At 57.6% G+C, this 15804-nt stretch carries 14 protein-coding genes; 9 read left to right on the forward strand and 5 right to left on the reverse strand.

Features of this window, described 5'->3' with window-relative positions; genetic code table 11:
* Positions 1-128: 128 nt before the first annotated feature.
* From kdpA to ACSQ3H_RS06085, 7 genes are all read left to right on the forward strand, one after another.
* Entirely contained in the window at positions 129-1832 is a 1704-nt protein-coding gene (kdpA, locus tag ACSQ3H_RS06055; RefSeq protein WP_436116217.1) for a potassium-transporting ATPase subunit KdpA, read from the forward strand.
* A gap of 11 nt (positions 1833-1843) precedes the next feature.
* On the forward strand, positions 1844-2017 hold the full coding sequence (locus ACSQ3H_RS06060; protein ID WP_436116218.1) for a hypothetical protein: 174 nt from the start codon (positions 1844-1846) through the stop codon (positions 2015-2017).
* Positions 2014-4107: a potassium-transporting ATPase subunit KdpB gene (kdpB, locus tag ACSQ3H_RS06065; RefSeq protein WP_436116219.1), complete on the forward strand. Its 2094-nt coding sequence runs from the start codon at positions 2014-2016 to the stop codon at positions 4105-4107. The genes ACSQ3H_RS06060 and kdpB overlap by 4 nt, the downstream gene beginning before the upstream one ends.
* A gap of 12 nt (positions 4108-4119) precedes the next feature.
* Entirely contained in the window at positions 4120-4689 is a 570-nt protein-coding gene (kdpC, locus tag ACSQ3H_RS06070; protein ID WP_436116220.1) for a potassium-transporting ATPase subunit KdpC, read from the forward strand.
* A 65-nt stretch (positions 4690-4754) separates the two neighbouring features.
* On the forward strand, positions 4755-7460 hold the full coding sequence (locus tag ACSQ3H_RS06075) for a DUF4118 domain-containing protein (RefSeq protein ID WP_436116221.1): 2706 nt from the start codon (positions 4755-4757) through the stop codon (positions 7458-7460).
* Positions 7457-8149 (forward strand): response regulator transcription factor, encoded by a 693-nt coding sequence (locus tag ACSQ3H_RS06080; RefSeq protein WP_436116222.1) that lies wholly within the window; start codon positions 7457-7459, stop codon positions 8147-8149. Before ACSQ3H_RS06075 ends, ACSQ3H_RS06080 begins: the two co-directional genes overlap by 4 nt.
* A gap of 57 nt (positions 8150-8206) precedes the next feature.
* Positions 8207-8662, forward strand: coding sequence for a PTS sugar transporter subunit IIA (locus ACSQ3H_RS06085; protein ID WP_436116223.1), 456 nt, complete (start codon positions 8207-8209; stop codon positions 8660-8662).
* Here ACSQ3H_RS06085 and ACSQ3H_RS06090 read toward each other — a convergent pair.
* From ACSQ3H_RS06090 to ACSQ3H_RS06105, 4 genes are all read right to left on the reverse strand, one after another.
* Positions 8659-8922, reverse strand: a complete 264-nt coding sequence (locus ACSQ3H_RS06090) for a hypothetical protein (RefSeq protein ID WP_436116224.1) — start codon at positions 8920-8922, stop codon at positions 8659-8661. The genes ACSQ3H_RS06085 and ACSQ3H_RS06090 overlap by 4 nt on opposite strands.
* A gap of 69 nt (positions 8923-8991) precedes the next feature.
* Positions 8992-9987, reverse strand: a complete 996-nt coding sequence (gene dapA, locus ACSQ3H_RS06095) for a 4-hydroxy-tetrahydrodipicolinate synthase (protein WP_436116225.1) — start codon at positions 9985-9987, stop codon at positions 8992-8994.
* A 391-nt stretch (positions 9988-10378) separates the two neighbouring features.
* On the reverse strand, positions 10379-11821 hold the full coding sequence (locus ACSQ3H_RS06100) for a TRAP transporter large permease (RefSeq protein ID WP_436116226.1): 1443 nt from the start codon (positions 11819-11821) through the stop codon (positions 10379-10381).
* Positions 11818-12426 carry a TRAP transporter small permease subunit gene (locus tag ACSQ3H_RS06105; protein ID WP_436116227.1) on the reverse strand — a complete coding sequence of 203 codons (609 nt, stop codon included), beginning with the start codon at positions 12424-12426 and terminating at the stop codon, positions 11818-11820. Before ACSQ3H_RS06105 ends, ACSQ3H_RS06100 begins: the two co-directional genes overlap by 4 nt.
* Before the next feature lie 232 nt (positions 12427-12658).
* Between ACSQ3H_RS06105 and ACSQ3H_RS06110 the strand changes: the two genes are divergently transcribed.
* Together ACSQ3H_RS06110 and ACSQ3H_RS06115 are read left to right on the forward strand one after the other, a co-directional pair.
* Complete coding sequence (locus ACSQ3H_RS06110; protein WP_436116228.1) at positions 12659-13159, forward strand: GFA family protein; 501 nt, start codon at positions 12659-12661, stop codon at positions 13157-13159.
* A complete protein-coding gene (locus ACSQ3H_RS06115; RefSeq protein ID WP_436116229.1) occupies positions 13156-13992 on the forward strand; it encodes an aldo/keto reductase in 837 nt (278 codons plus the stop codon). The genes ACSQ3H_RS06110 and ACSQ3H_RS06115 overlap by 4 nt, the downstream gene beginning before the upstream one ends.
* Here ACSQ3H_RS06115 and ACSQ3H_RS06120 read toward each other — a convergent pair.
* Positions 13989-15782, reverse strand: a complete 1794-nt coding sequence (locus ACSQ3H_RS06120) for a chloride channel protein (RefSeq protein WP_436116230.1) — start codon at positions 15780-15782, stop codon at positions 13989-13991. The genes ACSQ3H_RS06115 and ACSQ3H_RS06120 overlap by 4 nt on opposite strands.
* Positions 15783-15804: the final 22 nt, after the last annotated feature.

Raw genomic sequence — 15804 nt, forward strand, 5'->3', positions numbered from 1 at the left:
GCTTCCGGTGCTCACGGACGAAAAAGTCCACTGGGCTCCAGTTGTCGAAAACCGCAGCAGCTGCCTCATCAGGCTGAATTCTCAAAAGGGTTCTGCAGCACGCGGCCAAGGCTCGGAAAGCTAAACCTATGACTCTCAACGGTTGGATACAGATCCTCGTCTTCTGCGGGATCATTATTTTGCTCGTGAAACCGCTCGGCGGCTACATGACGCGCGTTTTCAACGGCGATCGCACATTCCTTTCGCCCATTCTCGTTCCTGTGGAGCGAGGCCTCTACCGCATAGCCGGAACAAATGAACGGGAAGAACAGCATTGGACCACCTACACGGCGGCATTACTGTTCTTCAGTGTGGTCGGCTTCGTCGTTCTTTATTTCCTGCAGCGGTTCCAGGGAGCCCTTCCTTATAATCCCGCCGGAATGAGCGCAACCGAGCCTGGGCTCGCATTCAATACGGCTGTCAGCTTCGTGACAAACACGAATTGGCAGAATTACGGCGGCGAGAGCACGATGTCCTATCTCGTGCAGATGGCCGGGTTTACCGTGCAGAACTTCGTTTCGGCGGCAACCGGCATTGCCATTGCGATTGCACTGATCCGCGGTTTTGCACGAGCGTCCGGCAAGTCCATCGGTAATTTCTGGGTCGATCTGACCCGGTGCACGCTTTATATCCTGCTGCCAATCTGCATCGTCCTGACGCTTGTCTACGTCTATCTCGGCGTTCCGCAGACGCTCGGAACCTATGTCGATGCGACGACGCTGGAAGGTGCCAAGCAGACGATCGCCGTCGGTCCAGTCGCTTCGCAACTTGCGATCAAAATGTTCGGCACCAATGGCGGCGGCTTCTTCAACGCCAACTCTGCGCATCCATTCGAAAATCCCGATGCCATCTCGAACCTCATCCAGATGGTTACGATCCTTGCGATCAGTGCGGCTTTGACCAATGTGTTCGGCCGCATGGTCGGTAACCAGCGTCAGGGCTGGGCAATCTTCGCCGTCATGGGCATTCTGTTTATGGCGGGTGTGGTCGTCTGCTACTGGGCCGAGGCTGCCGGCAATCCGCTGGTCCACGCTCTCGGGCTTGACGGCGGCAACATGGAAGGCAAGGAAACACGCTTTGGCATAGCGCTGTCGGCGCTATTTGCGGTGATCACCACAACCGCGTCCTGCGGTGCCGTCAATGCGATGCATGACAGCTTCATGGCGATCGGCGGCATGATACCCCTCATCAACATGATGCTGGGCGAAGTGATCTTTGGCGGCGTCGGTTCGGGCCTTTACGGTATCCTCCTTTACGTGATCATTGCCGTCTTCGTTGCAGGCCTGATGGTAGGTCGCACACCAGAATATCTCGGCAAGAAGATCGAGGCCAAGGAAGTCAAGATGGCCATGCTGGCTGTTCTGGTTCTGCCTTTAGCGATGCTGGGCTTCACCGCCATAGCTAGCGTTCTGCCTTCTGCTGTGGCGTCTATTGCGAACTCCGGTCCGCACGGCTTCTCGGAGATACTCTACGCCTATACATCGGCTGCGGCGAATAACGGCTCGGCTTTCGGTGGTCTTACGGGTAACACGCCCTGGTACAACATTACTCTTGGGGTCGGGATGTGGATGGGACGGTTCTTTGTCATCATACCAGCCTTGGCGATCGCAGGATCCCTTGTGATGAAGAAAACCGTTCCGGAATCCGCGGGTACGTTCCCGACCCACGGGGGCCTGTTCGTTGGACTGCTCGTTGGTGTCATCCTGATCGTTGGTGGTCTTACCTTCTTCCCGGCCCTCGCCGTCGGACCGATCGTCGAGCACCTCGCCATCGGCCTCGGCCAGACATTCTGAAGGGCCCCGCCATGCGTCACAGTTACCTGCAATTCAACCTCAAGCCCCGCGCTGGCAAATTGGCGCGGGGAGCAGAAAAGCGTGTGCGCGCTTCCGACATCATCCTCGGCATGACGCTGATAATGTTGTTCGCCTGGCTAGCCGCATACGGGTTTATTCACATTCACAACTGGAGTCTCAAATGAGCCAGTCCAAATCCGCGAGTCTTATGGACTCCTCCATCTTAATACCCGCTATCGGGGGTGCTTTCAAAAAGCTCAACCCGCGCAGCCTCATCCGAAATCCGGTGATGTTCGTTGTCGCCGTGGTTTCAGCCCTGACCACGGTGCTTTTCGTCAAGGACATTGCAACCGGCGGACAGAGCCTCGGCTTCTCCTTCCAGATTATCATCTGGTTGTGGTTCACCGTGCTCTTTGCCAACTTCGCCGAAGCCGTGGCCGAGGGACGTGGCAAGGCGCAGGCCGATTCGTTGCGTAAGGCCCGGACTGAAACCCAGGCAAAGCTTCTTTCCGGCGATGATCGCACCAATTTCAAACTGGTGCCCGGTGCAAGCCTGAAGGTTGGCGATATTGTCCTCGTCGATGCCGGCGACATCATCCCGTCAGACGGCGAGGTTGTCGAAGGCATCGCTTCGGTCAATGAATCGGCGATCACCGGCGAATCGGCTCCTGTCATCCGTGAATCCGGCGGCGACCGTTCTGCCGTGACTGGCGGAACGCAGGTTCTGTCCGACTGGCTGCGCGTCCGCATTACCGCGGCCGCAGGTTCGACCTTCATCGACCGGATGATCGCACTCGTTGAAGGTGCGGAACGCCAGAAGACGCCGAACGAAATCGCACTCAACATCCTGCTCGCAGGCATGACGCTGATCTTCGTCCTGGCGACCGCGACAATTCCAAGCTTTGCCTCCTATGCAGGCGGTGCGGTTCCGGTGGTCGTCCTTGTCGCCCTCTTCGTGACGCTGATCCCAACCACGATCGGTGCATTGCTTTCGGCGATCGGTATTGCGGGCATGGACCGGCTTATCCAGTTCAATGTGCTGGCAATGTCTGGACGCGCAGTTGAAGCTGCGGGTGACGTCGATACATTGCTCCTCGACAAGACCGGCACGATCACTTTCGGTAACCGTCAGGCGACCGAGTTCCTCCCGGTCAAAGGCGTAACCGAACAGGAACTGGCAGATGCCGCCCAGCTCGCTTCGCTGGCGGACGAAACTCCCGAAGGCCGTTCGATCGTCGTGCTTGCCAAGGAAAAATATGGCATACGCGCCCGCGACATGCAGACACTGCATGCGACCTTTGTGCCTTTCACCGCACAGAGCCGCATGAGCGGTGTCGATATCGATGGATCATCGATCCGCAAGGGCGCTGTTGATGCCGTCCTTGCCTATGTCAATCAGACGACGCTTGCGGCCGTTGCAACTGGTGGAACGGTCGTTGCGACACGCGCCACCGGCGAAACCGTTCGTGACCTGCAGGCCATCGCCGATCAGATCGCCAAGGGCGGTGGTACACCGCTGGCAGTAGCGCGCGACGGCAAGCTGCTCGGCATCATCTACCTGAAGGATATCGTCAAGGGCGGCATTCGCGAACGTTTCGCCGAGCTGCGCCGTATGGGCATCCGCACGGTGATGATCACAGGTGACAATCCGCTCACCGCGGCCGCCATTGCAGCGGAAGCCGGCGTTGACGATTTCCTCGCGCAGGCAACCCCGGAAAACAAGCTCACGCTGATCCGCGACGAACAGTCGAAGGGCAAGCTTGTCGCCATGTGCGGTGATGGTACCAACGATGCACCGGCACTTGCCCAAGCGGATGTCGGCGTGGCGATGAACACCGGCACTGTGGCGGCCCGCGAAGCCGGCAACATGGTCGATCTTGATAGCGATCCTACCAAGCTGATCGAGATCGTCGGTATCGGCAAGCAGTTGCTGATGACCCGCGGTGCGTTGACAACCTTCTCGATTGCCAATGATATCGCCAAATACTTTGCCATTATCCCGGCGATGTTCCTGGCGTTCTATCCCCAGCTTGGCGCGCTCAACATCATGGGGCTCCAGACACCCCAGAGCGCCATCCTGTCGGCAATCATCTTCAACGCGCTCATCATCGTCGCGCTTATCCCGCTGTCGCTGAAAGGCGTCAAATACCGGGCTGTCGGTGCTGGCGCTCTCCTGCGCCGCAACCTTCTGATCTATGGCCTCGGCGGCGTCATCGTCCCCTTCGTCGGTATCAAAGCCATCGATATGGTCATTACAAGCCTCGGCTTGGCGTAAAGGATTATTCCAATGTTAAAACAACTCAAACCCGCGATTATCATGATCATCGCTTTCACGGTCATAACCGGCCTTATCTATCCGTTGGGTATGACCGGGATTGCCCAGGTACTGTTCCCGCGGCAGGCCAATGGCAGCCTCATCGAGAAGAACGGCACCGTCATCGGTTCCGAACTGATCGGGCAGGCCTTCGCCGCTGACAAGTACTTCCATGGCAGGCCGTCCGCCGCGGGTGACGGGTATAATGCCGCTGCCTCCAGTGGTTCCAATCTCGGTCCGACAAATCCGAGACTGATCGACCGTATCAAGACGGATTTGGCAGCATTGAAGGCAACCAACCCGAATGTTCCTGTCCCCATGGATCTCGTCACCACGTCCGGCAGCGGTCTCGATCCGCATATTTCGCCGGAAGGTGCCTATTTCCAGGTAGCGCGCGTCGCCAAGGCCCGCGGCATCGATGAAACCCGTGTACGCGAACTCGTCGATCAGCACGTCCAGGGCCGCGAGCTCGGTTTCATGGGTGAGCCGGTGGTGAATGTGCTGGCGCTGAACCAGGCACTTGATGACCTGAAGGCACAGTAGTTGAATAGGTGCCGGGGATCTGCAGCAGCAAACCCCCGGTTCTTGCATGCAGAGAGGCCTTACCAATGCCTGACGACAGCCGCGACACCGACAGGAGGCCATCGCCCGATGCACTCCTCGAAAATGCGGAGCGGGAGACGCGCGGGCGGCTGAAGATTTTTCTCGGAGCTGCGCCCGGTGTCGGCAAGACCTATGAAATGCTTATGTCAGGCCGGGCGGCACTCGCCGACGGCAAGGATGTGGTGATCGGCGTCGTCGAGACGCATGGCCGGAAAGAAACGCAGGCTCTGGTCGACGGGTTCGAAGTGATCGCTCGCACGCAGATCGACTACAAGGATCATCACCTGGAGGAGATGGACCTCGACGCGATCCTGGCGCGCCGGCCAAGCCTCGTTCTGGTTGATGAACTCGCACACACAAATGCGCCCGGCACGCGCCATCCGAAGCGCTACATGGATGTTCAGGAGATTCTGGCGCACGACATCGATGTTTATTCGACGATGAACATCCAGCATGTCGAAAGCCTGAATGACGTCGTGGCGCAGATCACCAAAGTGCGAGTGCGCGAAACGGTGCCAGATTCCGTCATCGATCAGGCCGATGAAGTCGAGATCATCGATCTCACTCCCGCCGATCTGATCAAGCGCTTGCAGGAAGGAAAGGTCTACGTTCCGGTTACTGCCAAGCGTGCCGTCGAGAACTATTTTTCGCCGGGTAACCTGACTGCCCTGCGCGAACTTGCGTTACGCCGCACTGCGCAGCGCGTCGACGATCAGCTTCTGACCCATATGCAGGCGAATGCGATATCCGGGCCGTGGGCAGCCGGCGACCGGGTTCTGGTTTGTATCGATGAACATCCGGGCGGCGCTTCGCTTGTCAGATATGCCCGCCGCCTCGCGGACCGGCTTCGTGCGCCGTGGATGGCGGTGAACGTGGAGACGCCTGGCTCGACGCGTTTTTCAGAAGCGGACCGGAACCGGATAGCATCGACCTTACGCCTGGCCAGCCAGTTGGGCGGTGATGCCATCACGCTGCCGGGACGGGATGCGGCCGAGGAAATTGCGCGTCACGCGCGGGAACACAACGTTACCCACATTGTCACCGGCAAACCGCACAAGGCGCAATGGCGCGAGATCTTCGAAGGGTCGGTATCCCATGATCTGATCCGCCGGGCCGGTAATATCAGCGTGCATGTCATCTCGGGAAGCGAAGAGCATGCGGGTGCTACGGTGCGGACCGCAGAGCAGGCGCCAAGGGCGAGTTTCCAACTCAGGCCCTATATTCTAAGCACAGGCTATGTGATCGGCGCACTGGCATTCGGCCTATTACTCTCCAGCGTGGTCGATGTGCGCAACATCGCTCTCGTCTTTCTTATGGCTGTGCTTGCCTCCGCTGTCTCTGTCGGGCTTTGGCCTGCCTTGTTTGCCTCGGTGTTGAGTGCGGGTCTCCTCAATTTCTTCTTCCTCGAACCGCTTTACACGCTGGTCATCAGCGACCCGGAAAGCGTAATTGCGCTAGGATTTTTCTTTGGCGTTGCGGTTATTGCCAGCAATCTGACCGCGCGGGTCCAGCGTCAGGCAGCGGCGGCACGTCAGCGCGCAAGAACGACCGAAGATCTGTATCTGTTCAGCAAGAAGCTCGCTGGAACCGGCACGCTCGACGATGTGTTGTGGGCGACGGCGTTCCAGATCGCATCCATGCTGAAGGTGCGGGTGGTCCTGCTCCTGCCGGATCATGGCACAATCGAGGTGAAGGCCGGTTACCCGCCTGACGATACGCTGGCCGATGCGGACATCGCCGCGGCGCGCTGGGCCTGGGAAAACAATCGTGCCGCAGGGCGGGGAGCAGACACGCTGCCGGGTGCGAAGCGGCTCTATCTGCCGTTGCGAACGGGACGGATGGCGGTCGGTGTCATTGGTCTGGACAGTGACAAGCAGGGCCCCCTACTTACACCGGAACAGCAGCGCCTGCTGGATGCGCTGGCGGATCAAGCGGCTGTCGCCATCGAGCGAACGCAACTTGCCGCTGACGTCGACCGGGCGAAGCTGGCAGCCGAGGCCGATCGCCTTCGCTCGGCGCTCCTGACCTCGATCTCGCACGATCTGAAGACGCCGCTTGCGGCCATCATGGGCGCGGCAGGTACCTTGAAGGAGTTCGCTCCCGCTCTGCCAATTGAGGCGCGGGTGGAACTGCTTGGGACAGTCATCGACGAATCCGAGCGGCTCAACCGCTTCATCGCCAATCTGCTCGACATGACCAGGATCGAGGCCGGAGCAATGGAGCCGAACTTCGCGTTTCACTATGTCGGAGACATTGTTGGCACCGCGCTGAGCCGGGCAAGAAAGATCATTGGGCAGCACAAGACGGAGGTCAATATTCCCCCCGACCTGCCGATGTTGAGAGTAGATCCCGTACTGTTCGAACAAGTGCTGTTCAACCTCTTGGACAATGCCTCCAAATATGCACCGGAAGGTTCCTCGCTGCGCATTCAGGCCTGGACCGATGATGACTGGGTGATCCTGCAGATTATGGACGAGGGACCTGGCATTCCCGCTGAAGATCTGGAGCGGATATTCGATACGTTCTATCGCGTTCGCAAGGGCGACCAGGTGACTGCCGGCACGGGGCTTGGTCTCTCGATATCACGCGGCTTTATAGAGGCCATGGGGGGCACAATTACAGCGGAAAGGCGAACCGACCGGTCCGGTGCAATCTTCACGATCAAGATGCCTGTCCCGAAGGAAACCCCAAACCTGGAAGAACTCATATGACAAATTCGAGCGTCAAGATCCTGGTTGTGGATGACGAGTCACCCATTCGCAAGTTGCTCCGGGTTGGCCTCAACTCGCAGGGTTACAGTGTTTTCGAGGCTGCGAACGCCTCGTCCGCGGTCGAACAAATAGCGCTGATACAACCGGATCTCATCCTGCTTGATCTAGGATTGCCGGACCTGTCTGGTCATGAACTGCTGCGCCGCTGGCGCGATGAGGGTTCGGATCTGCCAGTGGTCATTCTTTCGAGCCGGACGGACGAAAGCGGGATCGTGCAGGCGCTGGAGCTTGGTGCAGACGATTACATCACCAAGCCGTTCGGCATGAATGAACTTGTTGCGCGCATTCGCGTCGCCTTGCGGCACAGATTGCAACAGCAAGGCGAGAGGCCGATCTTCGAGACAGGCGGGCTTTCGGTCGATCTGGTCAAGCGTATCGTCAAGGTCGACGGCAAAGAGGTCAAGCTGTCGCCGAAGGAGTATGAAATCCTGCGTGTCCTCGTGCAGCACGCGGGCAAGGCCCTGACGCACCGGTTCCTGCTGGCGCAGGTGTGGGGCGGCTCGACGGACGTACAATATCTGCGCGTTTACGTGCGGCAGCTCCGGCAGAAGATCGAGCGGCTGCCCGACCAGCCGCAATATATCACGACCGAGACCGGCGTCGGTTACCGCCTCAGAGAAGTAGAATGAACACGCGTATGCATGTCCCGTACGGATTGCGCAGTTGAAGATTGAATGAGAATAGCAATGAAATTAGCCGACTATATAAAGCCGGAAAACGTCATCCTGGAACTTGATGTGTCATCCAAGGCGCAGGCGCTGCAGGCAATGTCTGCCAGCGCAAGCGAATTTGTGGTAGTTCCAGCCGACACCATTCTGAATGCGCTGCAAAAGCGGGAAAAGCTGGGGTCGACCGGCATAGGCCAGGGCGTTGCCATTCCGCACACACGTATCGCCGGCATTGGCAGGCCCGTCGCAATGGTTGCGCGATTGAAGGAGTCTATCGACTTCGAATCGATCGATGGAAAGCCGGTGGATATTGTCTTCCTGTTGCTGACGCCGGACGAGGAGCCCAACAAGCATCTCAATGTCCTTGCGTGTTTTTCCAGGAAGCTGCGGACGCCCGGCGTACTTGAGCAAATGAGAGCGGCGAAAAGCGTAGCGTCGCTCTATTCGTGTTTTGTCGGAGGACCCGAGGCTTAGGCGCGTTTCCGGTGAGACCGATCGGACAGGTCCTGCCAGGGATCGGCGAGCAGACAATCATCGTCTTCTGCACACCAGACTGCACCTGGCTGGTGCTCGCTTTGCGCAACGGCAAAGTGTACGGCTGATTCCTTGTCGGCAAAGAGGCCTCCGACCAGCCGCTTCCGGTCACAGACGATCCAGCAGCCATCTATATTCCGGCCGACGAGGAAGCGGCAACAATTATTCGAATTGGCGTGGTTTTTTGCAGCGTATGGCATGATTTCTCACTTTCAGCTTCAGGCTTGCAGGCGTGAAACGACTGTTTTTGTTGGGTTGCGGTGTTCGTACTAGACCCGCCAGACGAGCGGCGCGGTCCGAGACTCGGAAAGGGTTTCCACTGGATTGAAGATCGCGCTGGCGCGATCAGTCTGGCCATGACTGCCGGCCCCACCCAGATGGTCCAAAGCCGATCTGATCTCGCCGGCTGTTTCCACGGAAACAGGCACGAGCGGCAGGCGAACCTCGTCACTCATGCCACGACGATGCTTGAGCGCATACTTCACCGGGCATGGATTTGTATCGAGGTCGAAAGCCTTGAAGACCGGCTGCATTCTTTGCTGAATGTATCTGGCTGTAGACCAATCCCCGGCTTTGCAGGCATTGTGCAGGGCGACAAAAACGTGCGGCAGCACATTGGCGATGACCGAGATCATCCCGTCGCCGCCCAGCAGGTTAAATGCGTAAGCCGTCTCATCGTGACCGGACAGCAGTATGAAGCGGTCATGAAATATCGTGCGAACATATTCCACACGTTTGACCTCTCCCGTCGCGTCCTTGATGCCAACAATCGAAGGAATTTGGGCAAGTCTGTCTAGCGTATGCATGGTGAGATCAACACCCGTCCTTGACGGCACATTATAGACGATGATCGGCAAGTTAGTGCTGTGTGCAATCGCCTCGAAGTGGCGCACAATGCCCTCCTGGCTCGGCTTGTTATAATAGGGAGTAACGATCAGGGCTGCGTCGGCGCCGCATGACTGGGCCGCAGACGTATGGGCAATGGTCAGTTCGGTGCTGTTGGTGCCTGTACCGGCAACAACCGGCACGCGTCCATGTGAAGTTCTCACACAGGTTCTGATGATTTTCAGCCGCTCATCCCATGCAAGGGTAGGGGCTTCACCGGTGGTCCCGCAGGGGACAAGGGCATCGATGCCGGATTGTATGTGCCACTCCGATAGGGTGGCGAGGGCATCATAATCGACGACGCCATTCTGGAAGGGCGTGATGAGCGCAGTCATCACGCCCCTCAATCGTGAGGGTTCGTCTTTGCTGTTCGTAGTCATGGATTTCCTCTTATTACGATCTGTCTGTGGACCCGCCGGGAGTGCCGTCAATTGACGGCAATCGGCATGGTCTCTCTGGCGCAATTCAGATGAAGTCACCGAGTGCTGCGGCAGTTCTCAAACCAACGGCTCCCGCCAATAGGGCGGTAAGCACCAGCAGCATTATTAGCCTCTGGCCGTGCTTCGCGGTGAAACTCGTGTGTTTTGTCTGGTTCGATTCTACAGTATTCGTTGTTATGGTCATTTCCTTGCACTCCAATGATTTGGGTACGCAGAAGAAATACCATGCCCGCCGATATGAATTCCATTGCGGGTTCAGAGTAAAGATATCAAGAAGTCATAAGGACACTTTTGGAGGGTCAACCGGCACAAGCGGCTGACCTTTTCGCGTTCACTTGAACGACGGTGGTTGTCCAAGATCGAACGATGGCGGATTGCCAAGATCATTGCCCGGGGCGGTCGGCAAATTCAGCTGGATATTTTGCATATCGACGGCGGCGGTGGGATCGAGGAAATAGGTGACCATCCCCGGAAAGGCGATCAGCAGACCTACCAGGATCAACTGCAAAACCAGCCACGGAATTGCACCCATATAGATATCGCTGGTCTTGATCGATTTCGGCGCGATGCCCCGGAGATAGAACAGCGCAAAGCCGAAGGGCGGGTGCATGAAACTCGTCTGCATATTGGCGCAGATCATGACGCCGAACCAGATGAGATCGATACCGAGTGCGCTTGCCGCCGGCGCGAGCAGTGGAATGACGATGAAGGCGATTTCGAAGAAGTCGAGGAAGAAGGCAAGGATGAAAATGAAGATGTTGACGAAGATCAGAAAGCCGACAACGCCGCCCGGCAGCGAAGTCAGCATGGTCTCGATCCAGTGACCGCCGCCAACGCCCTGAAACACCAGACTGAAGACGCGCGCGCCGAGGAGGATGAAGACAACCATGGCAGTCAGGCGCATGGTCATGTCCATTGCCTGATAGACGAGCTTCCATGTCAAACGCCCGTTCAACCATGCTATGAACATGGCACCGACAACGCCCATCGCGCCGGCTTCCGTCGGAGTGGCAAGGCCCATGAAGATCGTTCCGAGCACGATGAAGATGAGGGCAAGAGACGGGATCATGCCGCGTGCACAGCGTGCGAGAAGCGGCCAGCCGCGAAGGGTCCGCGCCTCGGGTGGAAGTGCGGGAATGTGATCCGGCCTGATGATGCTGAGGATGAATACCCAGCCTGCAAACAGCAGCACCTGAACGATGCTTGCTCCGGTCGCGCCGATATACATATCGCCCGGCGACTTGCCGAGCTGGTCGGCGAGAACGATGAGCACCAGCGACGGGGGAATGAGCTGGGTGATCGTGCCGGAAGCTGCGATGACGCCGGTGGCGTGGCGGATATTGTAGCCGTATTTCGCCATCACCGGCAGCGAGATGAGCCCCATTGCGATGACAGAGGCTGCGACGGTACCGGTGATTGCACCCAAAATAGCGCCGACCAGGATCACCGCATAGGAAAGCCCGCCGCGAACGCCGCCAAACAGCTGTCCGAACCCCTCGAGCAGATCCTCGGCCAGTCCGCATCGTTCAAGGATGACGCCCATGAAGGTGAAGAACGGAATGGCTAGTAGCAATTCGTTCGCGAGCACTGAAAACATCTGGTAGGTGAGATTGCCTAGGAAATCCGGGCTGATCTCTCCCATTTCGATGCCGATGAAGCCGAAGAAAAGTCCGACGGCAGCGAGGGAAAACGCCGCCGGATAGCCGATCACCATAAAGATGATCAGCCCGAAGAACATCAACGGGGCAAGATTGTCAGCGAAAAATGTCATCATTGAACGGGTTTCTCGTAGGCAAATTCACGAACATAATCAGTGGTGAGGGCGAGATAGCATTTGATGAGTTCTGAAATGCCCTGAAGTCCGACCAGCGCGAAGCCGACGGGAAGACTCAGCTTGACGGGCCAGAGCGGAAGACCGCCGGAATTTGACGATCCTTCATTGGTTACCCACGACAGGACGAACCACGGCCATGTGAAATAAATCATCAGGCAACATATCGGCAGAAGAAAAAACAGCCCGCCGAGCAGATCGATCCAAGTCCTGGTTCTTTCGCTGACCGAGCCATAAACAAGATCGACCCGCACATGTTCGTTCAATTTCAATGTCCAGGCGCCACCGAGCATCACCATGCCGGCGAAGAGGTACCATTGCAGTTCGGAGAGGGAATTCGAGTTGCGGCCATAGACCGCGAGGATACCGCGAAACAGGCCGGCAGCACCGAGATTGTGGTCCAGCCAGATCATCGTGCCGATGCTGTAGCGCAGCAACGCATTGAAGGCGCAAACCAATGATGCAAACAAGACAAAATAGATTGCAACAATCGCTATGCGACGATTGAATTCATCGATCCACCCTGTGACGACCAGCCACCGTGACATTCCGGGTCCCCTCCCATTTTACCTTTCAATCAAGGACGGCATCCTCTTGTTGAGTTTTCAGCCGGCCTCGTGGGCTGACAGAGTTAACTCAAGGATTCGCCCGTTGCAATGGCGCAGCTTTCGTCAATTTCATGGGGCGGGAGCAGGTGCCGGCAATCCGGAGCCTTCACTTCCCGGCGCAATTGCGCAATCATTGCCTGCACCGGCCATAGAGCGCTGAGGAGGGATATCAATGGCGAAAGATTCTGATGGTTCGGGCGGGCTGACCGGTGGTTGCGTCTGCGGCCATGTGCGCTACCGCATGGAAACTGCGCCGATCATCGTCCATGGCTGTCACTGCCGTTATTGCCAGCGGATGTCGGGTTCGGCTTTCGCGGTCAACGCGATGATCGAGGCAGACCGCGTCACGCTTACCGGTGAGGGGAAACCGGATGTGATCCACACGGCATCCGCCTTGCCGGAGGGTCAACTCGTCCACAGGTGCCCGCGCTGTGCCGTGCCGCTATGGGCCATTCATTCCCAGCTTGGCGAGACTTTCGCGCTGGTCTATGTGGGCACACTGGACGACGCTGCCCAGCTATCTCCCGACATTCATTGTTTCACTGCAACCAAGCATCCATGGATTACGTTACCGGCGGGTGTTCCGGCCTTCGAAGGAAACTACCATGCGGAACAGGTCTGGAGCGCTGAAGCCAAAGCGCGTTTCACAACGGCGATGCAAGGTGAAGCATGATGAAGCAGACGGCTCTTCCCTCAGGTGAGATGCTTCCGGTGCTCGGTCAGGGGACATGGTTCATGGGCGAGGACCGACGGCAGTTCTATCAGGAAGCGGACGCACTGCGGCTCGGCCTTGATCTTGGCATGAGCCTGATAGATACGGCGGAAATGTATGGCAATGGCGGTGCAGAGGAAGTGGTCGCTGAAGCGATCGAGCACAGGCGTGACGAGGTGTTTCTGGTAAGCAAGGTCTTGCCATCAAACGCCTCGCGCAGGGGTACTGTGCTTGCCTGTGAACGCAGCCTGAAGCGGCTGAAATGCGAGACGATTGATCTCTATCTCCTGCACTGGCGCGGTGGCTACCCGCTTGAGGAAACGGTGGCCGGGTTTGAGGATCTCATCAACTCTGGGAAAATCCGGCACTGGGGCGTCAGTAATTTCGATACGGAGGATCTCGAAGAGCTTCAACGTATCGATGGCGGGAAAACTGCTGCAACCAATCAGGTTCTCTATAATCTCACCCGCCGCGGTGTCGAATTCGAGTTGTTGCCATGGTGTCAGATCCGCAAAATCCCGATCATGGCCTATTCACCAATCGAGCAGGGGCGAATGCTGGGACACCCGGTGCTGGCGCGCATTGCGAAGGAATGCGGCGCAACGCCGGCCGCGGTGGCGTTGGCCTTTGTCCTTAGCCATGACGGGGTCATTGCCATACCAAAGTCCAGCACACCAAAGCATATACGGGAAAATCGCCGTAGCCTCGATCTGAAGTTGACAGCGGATCAACTTGCCGTCCTGGACGAAGCCTTTCCGCCACCGCGCCGCAAACGACCGCTTGAGATGCTCTAAATCTCGCCGGAAACACTGCGCCGCTGTCTGTCCAACTCTTCGCTGTAGCGGCGGAGTGTATGGCTTTCGGTGAGCAGACCGATGACGCGGCGCTCGACAAGATCATTGACGACAGCCAGTTCTTCACTTTCCGCTTTGTCGAATATGGCGGCAGCCTGCTTGGCGTTCATCTGCGGTTGCAGGAAATCGTTCTTGTATTTGATCAGGTCGCTGATCGATTGGCCTTCGTCGGAATTTTCGGTCACGCCCGAATGGGCCTCTGGCACCAGAACCATGCCTGCATATTTGTTGTTGTCATCGACAATGATCACCCGCTGGGTCGAACCCAGTGGGAAATCGCGACGAAAATCACTGATGCTCAGGTTGGCCGGGGCGGTTCGGACATCGACACGCATGAGCTTGGCGACTGTCAAATTACGGATCCAGCCGACATCGTGCGCGCTCCGGATGCTTTCGCCCCTTAGGTGAAAACGCCATGTGGCGAAGGAATAACCGAACATATTGCGCACGGTGAATGAGGCGGTGATGACTGCGGCGAGTACAAGTACAGTTATCGGGAAATCGCCGGTTATTTCGAGTGCGAGGAACGTCATGGTCAGCGGGCCACCGATAACCGAGACCGCGAGTGCACTCATACCGACAACAGCGTAGATCACCGGCGTCAACGTAGCGTGAGCAAAGATATAGGGTGCCGAATAGGCGAAAAGCTTGCCGAGCAACGCGCCCATGAACAGCGAGCCGAAGAAGAGGCCGCCGCGGAAACCGGAGCCGATGGAGATCGCAGAGGCAAACGATTTGAGCAGGAGTACGCCGATCAGGGCTGCAATCGTCGTTGTGTTGTCGAGATTGAGGTGCAGCGCGCCGTGACCACCCGAAAGAACCTGCGGTGATATCAGCGCCAGCAAGCCGATCACCACGCCGCCAAGCAACGGCCGTACCGGGGAGGGAATGAAACTCTTTCGCGCAATCTGCTCGACAAACGCTACGCCCTTCATGAGTAGGATGCCGGCCAGCGCGCAGAAAACGCCGAGAAGCAAAGCCGGAATATAGTCTGCAGGGACAACCGTGCCGAAACTGCCAATCTCAATGAGAAAGTTATCGCCGGCAAGCATTCTGGCAATGATTGTCGCAAGAAGCGCTGAAACGACCACCGGTGCCAGACTGAGGATCGTATAGGAGCCGATGATCAGCTCGAAAGCATAAAAGGAACCGGTTAGAGGAGCGTTGAATGCAGCCGCAATTGCACCGGCTGCACCACAGCCAACGAGGATGCGCAGGTCCGAACGGCGCAACTGAAGGGAGAGGCCAAGCTTTGATGCAAGGCCCGATGCGAGCTGGGTATAGCCTGCTTCGAGACCCACCGATGCTCCGAACCCATTGGAGATAAGGTTTTGAGCGGCAATGATGAGACTGTCATTGAGCGAAAGACGTCCGCCGTGCAACGCGTTGGCCTCAATGGGGTCGACCATGGGTCTCTTACGGTAGCGAGTGAGAATAAGCAGCAACAATCCCAGAATGGCACCGCCCGTTACAGGTGCGACGAGCACGAGGATATGATCCCTCGTCATAATTGACGACAGCCGTTCGCCTTCGTTCAACTGGAAAATCAGTTCGTGCATCTCCTGCGCGACGAAGCTCATGGCGGTGACGACGAAGCCCGACACAATGCCGACAGCCGCCGCAGCAAGGATGAGGCCGAGTTCGGTGCTGCGGGCGGAAGCCCGCAGACGGCTTGGTGCAAGAAATATAGAGAATACGCCCAATCGACGCAGTACCAGTTTGCGAGACATTGTCGGCCTGGAGAGAGTTCGT

This window comes from Phyllobacterium sp. LjRoot231 (assembly GCF_964253365.1).
Lineage (GTDB): Bacteria > Pseudomonadota > Alphaproteobacteria > Rhizobiales > Rhizobiaceae > Phyllobacterium.